We start from the raw sequence: 14,066 nt of genomic DNA, 5'->3' as shown, positions 1-14,066 counted from the left end.
ACCGGGGCGGGATCGGTGGTGCCACCCGCTCGCCCGAGGCCGGCAGCGCCTACGGTTCGGGCGTCGGGTGCAGCGGGCACCCCACGAAGCCCCCACGGAGGATCCGATGCCCCACCGTCCCGGACGTGCCTCGCGCGTCGCTGCCCTGATGGCCGGAGCGGCGCTGCTCGCCGGCGGCCTGAGCCAGGCGAGCCCCGCCGGCGCCCACGACGATCCGGGCGCCGTGCGCTCGGGCGTGCGCAGCACCACCGGCAGCGACGCGCTGCTCTTCGTGCCGTACGAGGGCACGACCGCGGTGTCGTGGCGCAACGGCGCCAAGAGCACCAAGACGGTGCCGGCCACCGACTGGACCGTCACCGGCGCGTTCAGCGACGACAGCACCGAGTCGGCCTTCCTGTACAACCCGGGCAGCGGGCCCGACGGGCTCCTGCGCACCTCGACCGCCGGCGCCGGCCCGCTCGCCCTCGGCGCGCTCCAGAGCGCCCCGGTGGGCGGCGACTTCCGCCCGCTCGTCGGCGACTTCAACGGCGACGGCATCACCGACATCTTCTGGTACGCCGCCGGCACCGCGGCCGACTACCTGTGGCTGTTCAACGCGTCCGGAGGCCACACGTCGCGGACGCTCTCGGTCAACGGCACCTACCGGCCGTACGTGGCCGAGACCGACTACGACATCCTGCCGGGTGACGACGACGACTACACCGACGACATCATCTGGTACGCCCCGGGCGCCGGCGCCGACTCCATCTGGGACTTCGACCAGACCGGCGGGCACAGCACCCGGTCGATCACCCTCGGCGGCAACTACATCGCGGTCACCGGCTACTTCGGCGGACCCACGATGGACGGCCCCTCCAAGGGGATCATCTGGTACGACCAGAACGGCGCCGACTACCTGTGGCGCTTCAAGGCCAACGGCACGCACACGTCGCAGGCCCTCCCGAACCAGAGCGGCGACCGCGAGCCCATCGTCGGGTACTTCACCGACGGTGGCGGCGAGAGCGTGCTCTGGTACCGCCCCGGGTCGGCCTCCGAGACCCTCTGGCGCTTCAACGCGGACGGCAGCGTCGCCCAGCTCGAGAGCCCGCAGGTGAACGGCACCTACGTCAGCGCCGTCGGTGACTTCAACGGGGACGGGTACGACGACATCGCCTGGAAGGGCTCGACCACCGCCACGTTGTGGAACTTCAACGGCGGCGGCTACTCGCAGCAGACCATCACCGGCCTCCCGGCGGGCTCGCTGGTGAACGTGATCCGCAGCAGCAAGAAGTGATCGGGGGCGGCCGCTGAGGTCGCCCCGCCCGACACGCCGCAGCGCCCCGTCGACCGCCGGTCGGCGGGGCGCTGCCGCGCATCGGCGCACGTCCGTGCGGGTCGCCGTGACCGGCGAGCACGCCAGCAGCGGTGCTGGTAGCAAGCGGGCGTGCGGCGCGTGCCGCCCGCAACGAGGAGGCACGGAGCCGATGACCGCAGGGACGGGGCCGCTGGCCGGGGTGCGCGTGGTGGAGCTGGCCGGGCTGGGCCCGGGGCCCTTCGCCGGGATGCTGCTGGGCGACCTGGGCGCTGACGTGCTGGTGGTCGACCGGGTGGGCGCCGAGTCGATCGTCGGCCTCGGCGCGCTGGGGCGGGGCAAGCGCTCCGTGGGCGTCGACCTGCGATCGCCCGAGGGCGTCGAGGTCCTGCTGCGCCTGGTGGAGGGGGCCGACGTGCTGGTCGACGTGTACCGGCCCGGCGTGGCCGAGCGCCTGGGCTTCGGGCCCGACGTGTGCCACGCCCGCAACGAGCGGCTGGTCTACGGGCGCCTCACCGGCTTCGGCCAGGACGGGCCGCTCGCTTCGAGGGCCGGCCACGACCTCGGCTACCTCGCCAGCTCGGGTGCCCTCGACCCGCTGGGGCGGGCCGGCGGCCCGCCGTCGGCGCCCATCAACGTGCTGGCCGACTTCGCCGGCGGTGGCGAGCTGCTGGTGGTGGGCGTGCTCGCCGCGCTGGTGGAGCGGGCCACCAGCGGCAAGGGCCAGGTGATCGACGCCGCCATGGTCGACGGCAGCGCCCTGCTGCTGGCCCCGTTCTACGCCGGCCGCCACGGCGGCGGCTGGGGCCCTCGCGGCACCAACCTGCTGGACGGCGCCGCGCCCTTCTACGACGTGTACGAGTGCGCCGACGGGCGGTGGCTGGCGGTGGGCGCCATCGAGCCGCAGTTCTACGCCGCCCTGGTGGCCGGCCTCGGGCTGGCCGACGAGCTGGACCTGGCCGCCCAGTACGACGAGGCCACGTGGCCCGCCACCAAGGCCCGCATCGCCGAGGTGGTCCGCACCCGCACGCGCGACGAGTGGGCCGAGGTCTACGCCGGCGTCGATGCCTGCGTGGAGGCGGTGGTCGAGACCGCCGAGGCGCCGACGCACCCCCACCACGTCGCCCGCGACACCTTCGTCTGGCGCGACGGCAACCCCGAGCCCGGCCCCGCCCCGCGGTTCGACCGCACCCCGGCCGCCCGCGAGTCGACGGCGCCCGAGACCGGCGTCGCCGCCCTGGCCAGCTGGGGCTTCACCGACGCCGAGGTCGCCGCCCTCAGCGAGGCCGGCACCGTCGCCTGAGCCTGAGCCTGAGCCTGAGCCCGCGCCGGATCAGGCCCTCGCGATCACCATGCGGACCAGTCGTCGACGGACGCCGGCGCCGGCGCGAGGGGTGCGGCGGCAGGCGCGCTCGGGGTCGCCGCAGACCCGAAGGTGGTGGGCGCGGCGATGCCGGCCCACGGCGGCGGAACGGCGGGGGTGACCCCGTCCGGCAGCGCGGGCAGGTGGCAGAACGCCTCGACTGCCCAGCCCACGAAGGCGGCATCGGAGGCCGAGAGGCCGGTGACCTCGCGGACCGCACGGTTCAGCGGACGGCTGATGACCCGAGAGCAGAGCCGCAGCACCGGCCGCTTCACCAGGGCGTAGGTGAGCACGGCGAGTACGGCGACCTCGCGAGGCGGCCAGCCGGTCTGCTGCCAGACCACGCTCGTCCCGACCCACAGGGCCATCACCAGGAGGGCGAGCGCCTCGCCTCGGCGCTTGGCGATCAGTTGGCCGATGCCTCGCAGCGGCTCGGCGACCCCCGCGGGCCCGGGCCTCGTCCAGCCTGCGAGGCGATCGACCAGGGCGGACTGCGGGTGGACCGGGGCAACGGGTCGCTCTTGCAAGGGGGTGAGCGGGAGCACGAGCTGGCGGCCGTCGACCGACCGCAGGGCCGCCCGCCGGCCGTGGCGGGCCCCGCCGGGCAGGTGGAACGGCACGGTGGGATCGAAGGCATCGAGCCGTGCCTGCAGCCGGATCCAGCCGAGGGTGGAGCTGTCTTCGGCCCGCACCTCGACGCAGAACTGGCGGCGGAGGCCACCGATCCAGGCCGGCACCAGATGGACCACCCGTAGCGGCTCGGTGTCGAGCGCTCGGGCGGCCGAGGTCATCTGGTGGCGCACGAGGGCGTGGGTCGTGAACCAGGCGGCCACCCCGACCGCGACCAGCAGCGCCAACGGCTCCCGAGGCGTGCCCGCCGCCGAGGACACGAGGTACACCGGGCAGAGGGCGAGGGCCGCCATGCGGAGCAAGAGCTTGGCCCGACGCTGCCCGCGCTTCGGGCCCGGCGGCGCCGAGAACGACACCGGGGTCACGAGGAGGGGTGGGCCCGACGAGCCCGCCCCCGTCCTGGGCTCGCACAGGTCGTGATCACGATGGGGTGCCGCCATCGGTGCCCATCGGCACCGCTGGTCCGAACGTGAGCGGTGCCCGGGGCGGGGATCGAACCCGCACGACCCTTGCGGGCCCGGGGGGTTTAAGCCCCCTGCGTCTGCCAGTTCCGCCACCCGGGCCGGAGGGCTCGGCGCCACGCTAACGGGGCTAGGCGGCGGCCTTGCCGTGGCCGCCGACCACGGCCTCCCACAGGGCGGTGCGCACCCGGGTGGCCTCGGCCCCGGGCAGCTCGTTGGCCACGACGATGCCCTCGATCAGGTCGGCGATGACGGCTTGGAAGGGACGGCCCTTCACCACCACGGCCACCGTGGAGCCGCCGTCGGGCCGCTTGCGCACGGTGCGCTCGGCGCCCGGCACCTTGGGTGGGCTCCGGAACCCCGGGACCACCAGGCCGCGTGCCCGTGCCGCACCCCCGAGGGTGCGCACGGTGGCGGCGAACTGCAACGACGACGATTCCATACGCCAGCCATCATCCCCAGGGGGTCTGACAGTCCGGGGCCGCGGGCTCGGACCAGCCGATTCCGCTCTCCTCAGCGGGATCAGCCGGTCGGGCGCCGCAGGCGCGTTCGCCCCGGAACCGTTCTGTCGGGAGAACGCGTCGCCCCAAGACATCCATCGCCGACAGAACGGTGCAGCAGCGGCCACCCGGCCGTTCTGTCGGGGAAACGCGTCGCCCAAGACACCGATCCCCGCCAGAACGGCGCAGCGCTGGGCGACGCAGGCCCGCCCGGCCCCGGCCATGATGGCGGCCGTCGCCAGCGAGGAGCAGCCATGCGCGCCCTGACCTACGAAGGCCCCCACGAGATCGCCGTCAGCACCGTCGCCGACCCGGTGCCCCACGACCTCGACGGCGCCGTGGTGGCGGTGCGGGCCGCCGGCATCTGCGGCTCCGACCTGCACATCTACGGCGGCCACGGCTTCAGCACCGACCTGGGCTTCTGCGTGGGGCACGAGGCGGTGGGCGAGGTGGTCGAGGTCGGCAGCGGGGTCCGCTCCTTCGCCGTCGGCGATCGGGTGGTGGTGCCGGCGTCGACGGGCTGCGGCACCTGTTCGGCGTGCCGCTCGGGCTGGGTGCTGGGGTGCCGTCGCCAGCAGTCCGGTTGCTATGGCCTCGGCCACGCCCTCGAGGGCAGCCAGGCCGAGGCGGTCGCGGTGCCGGCCGCCGACGGCAACCTCGTCCGGGTGCCCGACGCCATCGGCGACGACGCCGCCCTCACCCTCACCGACAACCTGCCGACCGCCTGGTACGGCGCCCGCCGTGGTCGCATCCAGCCCGGCGAGACGGTGGCGGTCATCGGCTTGGGCCCGGTCGGCATCCTGTCGATCCTCTCCGCCCAGGTGTTCGGCGCTGCCCGGGTCCTGGCCGTCGACCTGGTGGCCGAGCGCCGCGCCCAGGCTGCTGCGCTCGGTGCCGAGCCCATGGAGGGCGACGACGTGAAGGCGGCCGTCGCCGAGGCCACCGCCGGCCGGGGCGCGGACGTGGTGATCGAAGCCGTCGGCGCCGATGCCACCATCGACCTGGCCACCAAGCTGGCCGGCCAGCGGGGCCGGGTGTCGGTGGTGGGCGTGAACCAGAACCGCGCCCTCCCGCTGCACGTCCCCCTGGCCCAGATCAAGGAGCTCGAGCTGGCCATCGGGCTCTGCTCGGTCCAAGCCGAGCTGCCCACGCTGCTGCCGCTGGTCGCGTCGGGACGCCTCCGGCCCGAGGTGGCCGTCACCCACCACCTCCCGCTCAGCGAGGGCCCCGAGGCCTACCGCCTCTTCGCCGAGCGCGAGGCGGGCATCGGCAAGGTCGTCCTCGACCCCAGCCGGTAGCTGCGCCACCGTTCTGTCGGGAGAACACGTCGCCCCACGACACCGATCCCCGACCGAACGCACCGACGTCGGGCCGGACCGCCGTTCTGTCGGGAGAACACGTCGCCCCACGACACCGATCCCCGACAGAACCGCCGAGCGTCCCGGCCGGCCCACCGCAGCGAGCCCGGCCGTGTCGGTGGGCGGTCGTATCCTCTCGGCATCGCCGCCGTCCCCACCGCCCCGCTGACGCCCGTCCAGGAGCGCACGCTGGCGGAGCTGGGCGCCACCGGCGCCGAGCGACCCACCTTCGGCACCGACCTCGGCCGCCGGCTCCGGTTCGACCTGGAGGCCGGGCTGCGCCCGGTGCTCGACGACCTCGCCCCGGACGAGGACGTGCAGCTCTCGAAGCACCTGCTGTCGCGCATCCACGGCTGCGAGGCCCGGCTGGTGGCCGAGGAGGCGTCGCCCGAGCCGTTCACCGTCACCGTCCCCATCGCCCGCGGCACCATCGCCCACAAGGCGGTGGAGCTGGGCATCCACTGGCCCGGCGAGCCGCTGCCCCTCGCCCTGGTCGACGAGGCCATGGCCAGCCTGGCCCGCACCGACCACTGGCTCACCGACTTCCTGAACACCTGCTCCGAGGCCGACCGCGCCGAGCTGCGCAGCGCCGCCGGCGATCGGGTGGCCAAGTTCTTCGAGTGCTTCCCCCGCCTCGAGCCCAAGTGGCGTCCCGTGACCGAGAGCACCCAGATCGTCGACCTTGTGGGCGGCCGGGTGCGGCTGCGGGGCAAGGTCGACCTCACCCTCGGCGTGGCCCGGGGCAGCACCGCCGGCAAGGTCGTGATCGACCTCAAGACCGGGGCGCCCAACGCCGCCCACCGCGACGACCTGCGCTTCTACGCGCTCCTCGACACCATCCGGGTGGGGATCCCGCCCCGCCTGGTGGCGTCGTTCTACCTGGACCTCGGCGAGTCCCGGACCGAGGCGGTGACCGAGGGCCTGCTCGACGCCACCGTCGCCCGCACCGTCGACGCCGCCCGCCGGCTGGCGGCGCTGCGCACCGGGGCCGTCGAGCCGGTGTTCCGTCCCAGCTACGCCTGCCGCTGGTGCATCGCCCGGCCCACGTGTGCCGTCGGCCAGGCCTGGCTGGCCGACGAGGCGGAGGCCACCGGCGACCTCGCCGACCAGTCCGACCCGACCTGACCCGCAGCCCCGCTGCCTGGCACCGGCCGCCCGATGGGCGCCGGACGGGGCCGGACAGGGGCGAAGTACGCTGGGCCGCCATGGCTGGAGACGAGCAGGAGCGCAGCGAGGCGGGGCCCCGCCCCACCCGCACGGCGGAGATCGTGCCCCTGCACCTGCCGCCGGTGGTCGAGGAGCAGGAGCCGCTGCCGGACCCCCGCACCGGCGACGTCGACGAATGGGGCCGCTCCGAGCGGGTGCGGGCCTTCGTGCGCAAGGCCTACGACCCCATGTACAAGCACTGGTTCCGCGCCGAGTGGGACGGGCTCGACAAGATCCCGGCCGAGGGCGGTGCCCTGCTGGTCTCGAACCACGCCGGGGCCATCCCGTCCGACGCCCCGGCGATCATGCACGGCATCGAGACCGAGCTGGGTCGGCCCGTCTACGGCCTGGCCGACCACTTCTTCAAGGGCACGCCGGTCGTCGGCACCCTCTGGGCCCGCGGCGGCGGCGTGGTGGCCCACCCCGACAACGCCTACCGCCTGCTGCGCGAGCAGCGGCAGCTCGCCCTCGTCTTCCCCGAGGGCACCAAGGGCACCTCCAAGACCTACAACGAGCGCTACCGCCTGCGTCGCTTCGGTCGGGGCGGCTTCGTCGAGATCGCCATGCGGGCCGGCGTGCCGATCGTCCCCATCGCCGTGGTCGGCGCCGAGGAGTCGATGCCGATCCTGTTCAAGGTGCCGTCGGTGGCGAAGGTCTTCGGCCTGCCGTACTTCCCGATCACCGCCAACATGGCCCTGGGCCCGCTCGGCGCCGCCCTGCACTTCCCGGCCAAGTTCAAGCTGCGGGTGCTCGACCCCATCACGTTCGACGACGTCGAGCCCGACCAGCCCCGGTACTCCCGGAGCCGGATCATGGACGAGTCCGAGGCCATCCGCCAGCAGATCCAGGAAGCCCTGTTCGACATGCTGCGCCAGCGCCGATCGGTCTGGTTCGGCTGATGGGGCGCCGGGTCCTCATCACCGGGCTGTCCACCTTCTGGGGCGGACGGCTGGCCCAGGCCCTGGAGGCCGACCCCGACGTCGAGGTCATCATCGGCCTCGACACCCGCGAGCCCCGGGTGAAGCTGGAGCGCACCGAGTACGTGCGCTCCGACGAGAACTACTCGATCCTGTCCCGCATCGTGCGGGCCACCGGGGTCGACACCATCGCCCACACGTTCCTGGTCGTCGACTCCACCCAGATGTCGTCGCGGGCCATGCACGAGATCAACGTCATCGGCACCATGAACCTGTTCGCGGCGGCGTCGGCGGCAGGGTCGACCGTGCGGACGGTGGTGGTGAAGTCGGCGGCGCTGGTCTACGGCGCGTCGCCGCAAGACCCGTACTGGTTCCGCGAGACCGACAAGCGGTCGACCTCGCCTCGCACGCGTCGAGCGCAGCCTGCTCGAGGTCGAGAGCTACGTGCGGGACTTCGCCCGCGACAACCCCCACGTCTGCCTGAGCCTGCTGCGGTTCTGCAACGTCGTCGGGCCCGACATCTCGACGCCGCTCACCCAGGCGCTCCAGCTGCCGTTCGTGCCCAAGGTGGCCGGCTTCGACCCCCGCTTCCAACTGGTCCACGAGCACGACGTCGTGTCGGCCATCCTCTTCGCCCTGGAGAACCGGGTGCCCGGCATCTTCAACGTGGCCGGCGAGGGCGCCCTGCCCTGGAGCGAGGTCATGGCCATCGCCGGCAAGCGGGGCATCCCCATGCCGCCCATGGGCATCGACGTGGCCACCGGCCCGCTGCGGCGCCTGGGCCTCGTCGACCTGGCCCCCGAGCTGATCGACCTGCTCAAGTACGGGCGCGGCATCGACAACCGGCGCTTCAAGGAGGCCGGCTTCGAGTACCGCTACACCTCCGCCGGCGCCGTCGAGGCCTTCGTCGAGGCGCTGCGGCTGCGCAAGACCGTCGGCGAGCGCGACGCCGACTACCGGTACGAGGAGGACGTCGAGCAGTTCTTCCGCCACTCCCCCGCCGTCCTCCGCGACCAGCCCCCGACCTGAGCCAGGCCGTCATGGCCGAGCGGTCGTGCCCGGCTCCGGTTGAGCACGCCGAACGGGTGCGGTCGGCTCGGCTGGCAGACTCGGCGGCCATGAGCAGCCCTTCGGTTCGCAGCGAGGTCGTCGACGGGGTGGGCGTGGTCACGCTCGATGCGCCGGAGCGGCGCAACGCGTTCGTGCTGGCCATGTGCGACGAGGCAGCCGCGGTGGTCGACGAGCTGGAGGCGGACCCGTCGGTCGGCGCGCTGGTGGTGACGGGGGCGGGCTCGGCGTTCTGCGCCGGTGCCGACCTGTCGCACCTGGGCGGGTCGCACGGCACCTCCGACGAGGAGGGGCTGCTCGCCATCTACGAGGGCTTCCTGCGCTTCGCCCGCTCGCCCCTGCCCACCATCGCGGCGGTGAACGGGGCGGCGGTCGGGGCCGGCATGAACCTGGCGCTGGCGTGCGACGTGCGCCTCGCCGGCGCCTCCGCCAAGTTCGACACCCGCTTCCTGAACCTGGGCATCCACCCCGGCGGTGGGCACACCTGGATGATGCGCAACATCGTGGGGCCGCAGGCAACCGCCGCCACGGTCCTGTTCGGCGAGGTGCTCGACGGGGCCGAGGCCGAGCGGGTGGGCCTGGCCTGGCGCTGCGTGCCGGACGACGAGCTGCTGCCGCTCGCCATCGAGATGGGGGCGCGGGCGGCCTCGGCCCCTCGCGAGCTGGTGGAGCGGACGAAGGCCACCATCGGCGACGTGGCGGCGATCACCGACCACGACGTCGCCGTCCGGCGCGAGCTGGTGGACCAGGCGTGGTCCGTGGGGCAGCCGGCGTTCAAGGAGCGGCTCGTCGCGCTGCAGCAGAAGATCTCCCGCTCGAGCTGAGTGCCCTGCGCGCCGGCCGGCCCGCCGACGCGTACGGCGGGTGACCTTCGATCGACCTGGCGCCGGGGGGCGGGGGGCGCGACGGCTGGCCGTTTCGTCCAAGACCAGCACCGGCCGGTCAGCCACCATGGCGGGTGACCGAGGCCCGGCACCGACCGGGCCGCCAGACGACGCGAAGGATGATGACGATGGAGCTCCAGCTGGACGTGGTGGAGATCGTGGTGGCCGACATGGCGGCGTCGCTGGCCTTCTACCGGCAGCTCGGGCTCGACCTGCCTCCGGAAGCTGATGGCGAGCCGCACGTGGAGGTGGTGCTGCCCGGCGGCGTGAAGCTGGCCTGGGACACGGTGGAGACCATCCGCTCGTTCTCGGACTTCGAGGCGCCGACCGGCTCGGCGCGCATGAGCCTGGCGTTCGGCTGCTCGTCTCCCGCCGAGGTCGACGAGGTGCACGCCGCCCTGGTGGCCGGCGGCGCTCGGTCGCACCTCGAACCGTTCGATGCGTTCTGGGGCCAGCGCTACGCCACGCTGCACGACCCCGACGGCAACGGCATCGACCTCTTCGCAGCCCTCGATTGAGGGACTGCCGGCCTGATCGGGTCGGGCGGACGACGGGTTCGAACGGCGGCTGCCGACCAGTCCGGATGCATGCCTCGTCGTTCATATAACCCGTGAGGCATGCATCGAAGGCGGGTAAAGCGCCTGGTCACCGCTTACGTGCACGCGTCTGAGCCGATTGGCGCAGAATCTGCGCCGAATCTGCGCCAATCAGCTCCCGTCCGTGCACGGCTGTTCTGCGGCGGCGGCGGGCAGGATGGTCCGGGACCGGATCGTCGAACAGGGAGGCCCCCGGTGGACCACTACGCCGAAGCGCCGCTCGTCGGGTTCGAGCACCTCGTCCGCTGCCGGTGGACGGCCTCGACCGGCGCCGTTCCCGCCCCCTCCAGCGCGTCCGCGGACGCGTCGACCCGCACCCCGACCCGGGTGGTGCCCGATGGCTGCGCCGACATCCACGTGGACCAGGACGGCGGGATGCGGGCGATCGGCACCATGACCGAGGCCATCGAGGTGCCGCCCACGCCCGGCTCGCAGCTGTGGGCCCTGCGCCTGCGCCCCGAGGCCGTGCGTGCGGTCCTCGGCGTCCCGGCGAGCGAACTGGTCGACCGGACGGTGGAGCTCACCGACCTCCTCCCCCGCCGAGAGGCCGAAGCCTTGGCCCGCTTCACCGTCGACCCCGCCGCTGCGGCACCGAGCGACGGCCGTGCGCTGCGCGATGCCAAGGTCGACCCGGCAGTGGCCGGCGCGGTCGACGTGCTGTGGCGCACCACCACCGACGTGGCGACCGTCGCCGACGAGGCGTGGCTCTCGCCCCGCCACCTCCGCCGCCGCCTCCTCGACGAGGTGGGCATCGGCCCCAAGCTGTTGCAGCGGGTCGGCCGGCTCCACCGCTTCCTCGCCCTGCTCGACCGGTCGGCCCGCTCTGGCGGCCCGGGCCCAGGCCTCGCCGAGCTCGCCCTCGCCGCCGGGTACAGCGACCAGGCCCACGCCAACCGCGACGTCCGCGCCCTCGCCGGCACCACCCCCGCCCGCCTCGCCCGAGAGCGCGGAGCGATCGCCCTCACCGGTTGAGGCCGGAGCACCTCGGGTGCTGGGCAGCACCTCGCGGTGGGCAGGATGGGCGACGGACCCGAACCCAGGAGGCTGGCGTGGAGCTCGAAGACGTGATGCGGACGACCGGCGCGGTGCGGGCCTTCACCGACGACCCGGTGCCCGACGACGTGCTGTTCCGCATCCTCGACAACGCCCGGTTCGCCCCCAGCGGCGGCAACCAGCAGGGCTGGCACGTCACCGTCGTGCGGGATCCCGAGCTGCGCCGCACCCTGGCCGAGCACAGCGCGGCCACCTGGCACCGCTACCTGGGCGAGGCCCACGCCGGCTACCGCTCGTTCAACCCCATCGACCGGGCCCCCGACGACATCGCCATCGCCGACGACCTGCCGAAGAACCCCATGCTCGAGCACCTCGAGGACGTGCCGGTGGTGCTGGTGGTGTCGGTCGACCTGAAGGTGCTGGCGGTGCTCGACCGGGACCTGGACCGCTTCTCCGTGGTCGGCGGAGGATCGATCTACCCCTTCTGCCACAACGTCCTGCTGGCCGCCCGCAACGAGGGCCGCGGCGGCGTGCTCACCACGTTCCTCGTGGCGTCGGAGGCCGAGGTCGGTCCCCTGCTCGGCCTGCCGCCGGACCACGGCCTGGTGGCCATGATCTGCCTGGGCACGCCCGAGCACCAGGCCACCAAGCTGAAGCGCAACCCGGTCGAGTCGTTCACCACCATCGACCGCATCGACGGCCCGGCGTTCACCGTCGAGGCCTGAGCCCGCCCGGCCCGAGTCGCCCAGCCGATCGGCCGGCCGGGCGTCAGGACCGGGAGCCCACCAGCGACTCGTAGAGGGCGAGGTGGGCGTCGGCCGCCAGCAACCACGTGTGGCGGGCGGCCAGGTGGCGACCCCGCTGCACCTGGTCGGGATCGGGGCACTGCACGGCGTCGACCAGGGCCTCGGCCAAGGTCGCAGGGGACGAGCCGTAGCGGACGGTGGAGCCGAACACCTCGGCGAACACCGGCAGCTCGCTCAGGACCACGGGCACGCCGGCGGCGAGGGCCTCCATGGCGGCCAGGCCGAAGCCTTCCTTGGTCGACGGCATGGCCAGCACGTCGCTCGCTGCGAACAGGGCGGGCAGGTCGGCGTCGGGCACCGGACCGAGCACCAGCGGCTCGACGCCGAGCGCGGCGCACCGGTCCTCGACCTCGGCGCGGTACGGCCGGTAGTCGAACAGCGTCTCGCCGCCGGCCACCACGAGGCGGTGCGACGGCAGCTCGGACCGGGCGACGGCGAACGCCTCCACCAGCTCGAGGGTGCCCTTGCGGGGCTCGATGCCGCCCACGGCCAGCACCCAGGGCGCTTCGATGCGCGCCCGCCACCTGGCGCGGGCCGCGACCGACGACGGCGACGCGTCGGCTGCCGCCGCGAACCGCTCGGCGGCCACGCCGTTCGGGATCACCAGGGGGTCGATGCCCCAACCGCTGCGCACCTCGGCGGCCACGGCCTTGGACACGCAGATGTGGGCGATGGGCTCGACGATCGCCCGCTCGTGGCAGGCGGCCAGCGCCGGCGTGGTGAACCGGTCGAGGTGGTGGACGGTGCGGATGCACCGGGGGGCGGCGTTGGCCGAGATGCAGTCCTGGGCGTGCACCACGTCGAACGCCGCCCAGTCGACCCCGCACCCGAGCGCCCGGATCGAGCGGATGATGCGATCGCCCACGTCCTCGCCCTCGACGTCGGGGAACGGCACCAGCTGGACCGCCACCTGCGGGTCGACCGCGCGGAAGAAGGCGCCGTCGCCGTGGCGGCCGAGCGACACGACGGTCACGTCGAGGCCCTGGGCCGCCAGCGCCTCGGCCAGCCCCAGCGTGTGGACCACGCCGCCACGAGGCCGGGTGGAGTAGGTGACCAGGGCGACCTTCACCGCTCGGCCCGCCCTGCCGACCGGGCGCTTCGAGCCGGTGCGGCGTCGCCGGCTCCCGGGAGCCCGACCGTCGAGCCGGACTCCTGGAGGTAGGCACGGGGACGGCGCTCGGCCAGGTGGTGCTGGCGGCGGCGGGCGTTGGCCACCAGGGTCCCCACCTCGATGTCGGCCACGGCCCAGCCGGGGCGGAACCCGGTGCGGGCCACGATCTGGCCGTCGGGCTGCACCACCTTCGCCTGGCCGAAGAAGCGCAGCTGCCCCTGGCCGCCGGTGAGGTTCGACGTCACCACCACCACCTGGTTCTCGGCGGCCCGAGCCCGGTCGTAGAGCTCGAACAGCAGGCTCTGGCGGTCCTGGCTCACCCGCGCCGCCTGGGCGGTGAGGCTCAGCGGCCAGGCGCACACGAAGGCCAGCAGCTCGGCGCCGTCGAGGGCCAGCGAGCGGGCGGCCTCGGGGAAGGTCTTGTCGTAGTCGACCAGCATCCCGATGCGACCGACCGGCGTGTCGAACGCCGCGCAGCCGTCGCCCGGCTTGTACCAGCGGACCTCGCCGGGCGGCAGGTGGACCTTGCGGTGCACGCCCAGGATGCCGCTGCCGTCGACGCACACCGCGGTGTTGCCGGGCCGGCCGCCCCGGTCCTCGGTCAGGCCGAAGCAGACCACCAGGTCGCCCGCGGCGGCCACCAGCTCGGCCACCTCGGGGCCGTCGAGCGCCACCATCGGCGGCACGTCGGGCGGGTCGTCGAGGTCCGGGTCGAGGTCCCCGACGTAGCCGCCGAGCACCCCGTGGGGCAGCACCAGCAGCTCGACCTCGCGCTCGCGCGCCTCCTCGATGATCGATGTCGCCCGCTCGAGGTCGAAGGCCAGGTCGTGGGAGAACGACCCCGACACCGCCGCCACCCGGGTCACGGACGGGCCCGCCACC

Annotated in this window: 14 protein-coding genes, 1 tRNA gene and 1 pseudogene; 11 read left to right on the top strand and 5 right to left on the bottom strand. The window is 74.0% G+C overall.

The window, feature by feature from the left end:
* Positions 1-148: 148 nt before the first annotated feature.
* Both KSP35_RS22535 and KSP35_RS22530 read left to right on the top strand, forming a co-directional pair.
* Positions 149-1,273 (top strand): FG-GAP repeat protein, encoded by a 1,125-nt coding sequence (locus tag KSP35_RS22535; protein WP_216998003.1) that lies wholly within the window; start codon positions 149-151, stop codon positions 1,271-1,273.
* 190 nt (positions 1,274-1,463) lie between these two features.
* A complete protein-coding gene (locus KSP35_RS22530) occupies positions 1,464-2,594 on the top strand; it encodes a CaiB/BaiF CoA-transferase family protein (protein ID WP_216998002.1) in 1,131 nt (376 codons plus the stop codon).
* A gap of 44 nt (positions 2,595-2,638) precedes the next feature.
* Here the strand turns inward: KSP35_RS22530 and KSP35_RS22525 are convergent, their stop codons facing one another.
* The 3 genes from KSP35_RS22525 to KSP35_RS22515 form a co-directional block, all read right to left on the bottom strand.
* Positions 2,639-3,577, bottom strand: coding sequence for a hypothetical protein (locus KSP35_RS22525; RefSeq protein ID WP_216998001.1), 939 nt, complete (start codon positions 3,575-3,577; stop codon positions 2,639-2,641).
* A gap of 184 nt (positions 3,578-3,761) precedes the next feature.
* A tRNA-Leu gene (locus KSP35_RS22520) sits at positions 3,762-3,847 on the bottom strand.
* Between the two features lie 28 nt (positions 3,848-3,875).
* Positions 3,876-4,187, bottom strand: a complete 312-nt coding sequence (locus tag KSP35_RS22515; protein WP_216998000.1) for a hypothetical protein — start codon at positions 4,185-4,187, stop codon at positions 3,876-3,878.
* 312 nt (positions 4,188-4,499) lie between these two features.
* Between KSP35_RS22515 and KSP35_RS22510 the strand changes: the two genes are divergently transcribed.
* The 9 genes and pseudogenes from KSP35_RS22510 (at position 4,500) to KSP35_RS22480 (ending at position 11,992) form a co-directional block, all read left to right on the top strand.
* Positions 4,500-5,543, top strand: a complete 1,044-nt coding sequence (locus KSP35_RS22510; RefSeq protein WP_216997999.1) for an alcohol dehydrogenase family protein — start codon at positions 4,500-4,502, stop codon at positions 5,541-5,543.
* A gap of 345 nt (positions 5,544-5,888) precedes the next feature.
* On the top strand, positions 5,889-6,728 hold the full coding sequence (locus KSP35_RS22505; protein ID WP_216997998.1) for a PD-(D/E)XK nuclease family protein: 840 nt from the start codon (positions 5,889-5,891) through the stop codon (positions 6,726-6,728).
* An 80-nt stretch (positions 6,729-6,808) separates the two neighbouring features.
* Complete coding sequence (locus KSP35_RS22500; RefSeq protein ID WP_216997997.1) at positions 6,809-7,708, top strand: lysophospholipid acyltransferase family protein; 900 nt, start codon at positions 6,809-6,811, stop codon at positions 7,706-7,708.
* Positions 7,708-8,052: pseudogene (locus KSP35_RS26285) on the top strand (NAD-dependent epimerase/dehydratase family protein); the annotation flags it as partial. The gene KSP35_RS22500 and the pseudogene KSP35_RS26285, both read left to right, overlap by 1 nt.
* Before the next feature lie 118 nt (positions 8,053-8,170).
* Positions 8,171-8,755 (top strand): hypothetical protein, encoded by a 585-nt coding sequence (locus KSP35_RS24905; protein ID WP_254126883.1) that lies wholly within the window; start codon positions 8,171-8,173, stop codon positions 8,753-8,755.
* An 89-nt stretch (positions 8,756-8,844) separates the two neighbouring features.
* On the top strand, positions 8,845-9,618 hold the full coding sequence (locus KSP35_RS24900; RefSeq protein ID WP_254126882.1) for an enoyl-CoA hydratase: 774 nt from the start codon (positions 8,845-8,847) through the stop codon (positions 9,616-9,618).
* A gap of 188 nt (positions 9,619-9,806) precedes the next feature.
* Complete coding sequence (locus tag KSP35_RS22490; protein WP_254126881.1) at positions 9,807-10,196, top strand: VOC family protein; 390 nt, start codon at positions 9,807-9,809, stop codon at positions 10,194-10,196.
* Positions 10,197-10,469: 273 nt separating this feature from the next.
* Positions 10,470-11,246, top strand: a complete 777-nt coding sequence (locus KSP35_RS22485; protein WP_216997994.1) for a DUF6597 domain-containing transcriptional factor — start codon at positions 10,470-10,472, stop codon at positions 11,244-11,246.
* 77 nt (positions 11,247-11,323) lie between these two features.
* The gene (locus KSP35_RS22480; RefSeq protein WP_216997993.1) at positions 11,324-11,992 is read left to right on the top strand and encodes a nitroreductase family protein; all 669 of its coding nucleotides are present in this window, start codon (positions 11,324-11,326) and stop codon (positions 11,990-11,992) included.
* Between the two features lie 43 nt (positions 11,993-12,035).
* Here the strand turns inward: KSP35_RS22480 and KSP35_RS22475 are convergent, their stop codons facing one another.
* Positions 12,036-13,142, bottom strand: a complete 1,107-nt coding sequence (locus KSP35_RS22475; protein WP_216997992.1) for an MSMEG_0565 family glycosyltransferase — start codon at positions 13,140-13,142, stop codon at positions 12,036-12,038.
* A complete protein-coding gene (locus KSP35_RS22470) occupies positions 13,139-14,065 on the bottom strand; it encodes a carbon-nitrogen hydrolase family protein (protein WP_216997991.1) in 927 nt (308 codons plus the stop codon). The genes KSP35_RS22475 and KSP35_RS22470 overlap by 4 nt, the downstream gene beginning before the upstream one ends.
* Position 14,066: the final 1 nt, after the last annotated feature.

Source organism: Aquihabitans sp. G128, assembly GCF_019048865.1.
Lineage (GTDB): Bacteria > Actinomycetota > Acidimicrobiia > Acidimicrobiales > Iamiaceae > Aquihabitans.
The sequence above is the reverse complement of the archived record's forward strand: the minus strand, read 5'-3'. Positions and strand labels throughout refer to the sequence as shown.

Coding starts and splice junctions, on each gene's coding strand:
- KSP35_RS22535 (WP_216998003.1), top strand. CDS start 149: ATGGCCGGAGCGGCGCTGCTCGCCGGCGGCCTGAGCCAGGCGAGCCCC.
- KSP35_RS22530 (WP_216998002.1), top strand. CDS start 1,464: ATGACCGCAGGGACGGGGCCGCTGGCCGGGGTGCGCGTGGTGGAGCTG.
- KSP35_RS22525 (WP_216998001.1), bottom strand. CDS start 3,577: ATGGCGGCCCTCGCCCTCTGCCCGGTGTACCTCGTGTCCTCGGCGGCG.
- KSP35_RS22515 (WP_216998000.1), bottom strand. CDS start 4,187: ATGGAATCGTCGTCGTTGCAGTTCGCCGCCACCGTGCGCACCCTCGGG.
- KSP35_RS22510 (WP_216997999.1), top strand. CDS start 4,500: ATGCGCGCCCTGACCTACGAAGGCCCCCACGAGATCGCCGTCAGCACC.
- KSP35_RS22500 (WP_216997997.1), top strand. CDS start 6,809: ATGGCTGGAGACGAGCAGGAGCGCAGCGAGGCGGGGCCCCGCCCCACC.
- KSP35_RS24900 (WP_254126882.1), top strand. CDS start 8,845: ATGAGCAGCCCTTCGGTTCGCAGCGAGGTCGTCGACGGGGTGGGCGTG.
- KSP35_RS22490 (WP_254126881.1), top strand. CDS start 9,807: ATGGAGCTCCAGCTGGACGTGGTGGAGATCGTGGTGGCCGACATGGCG.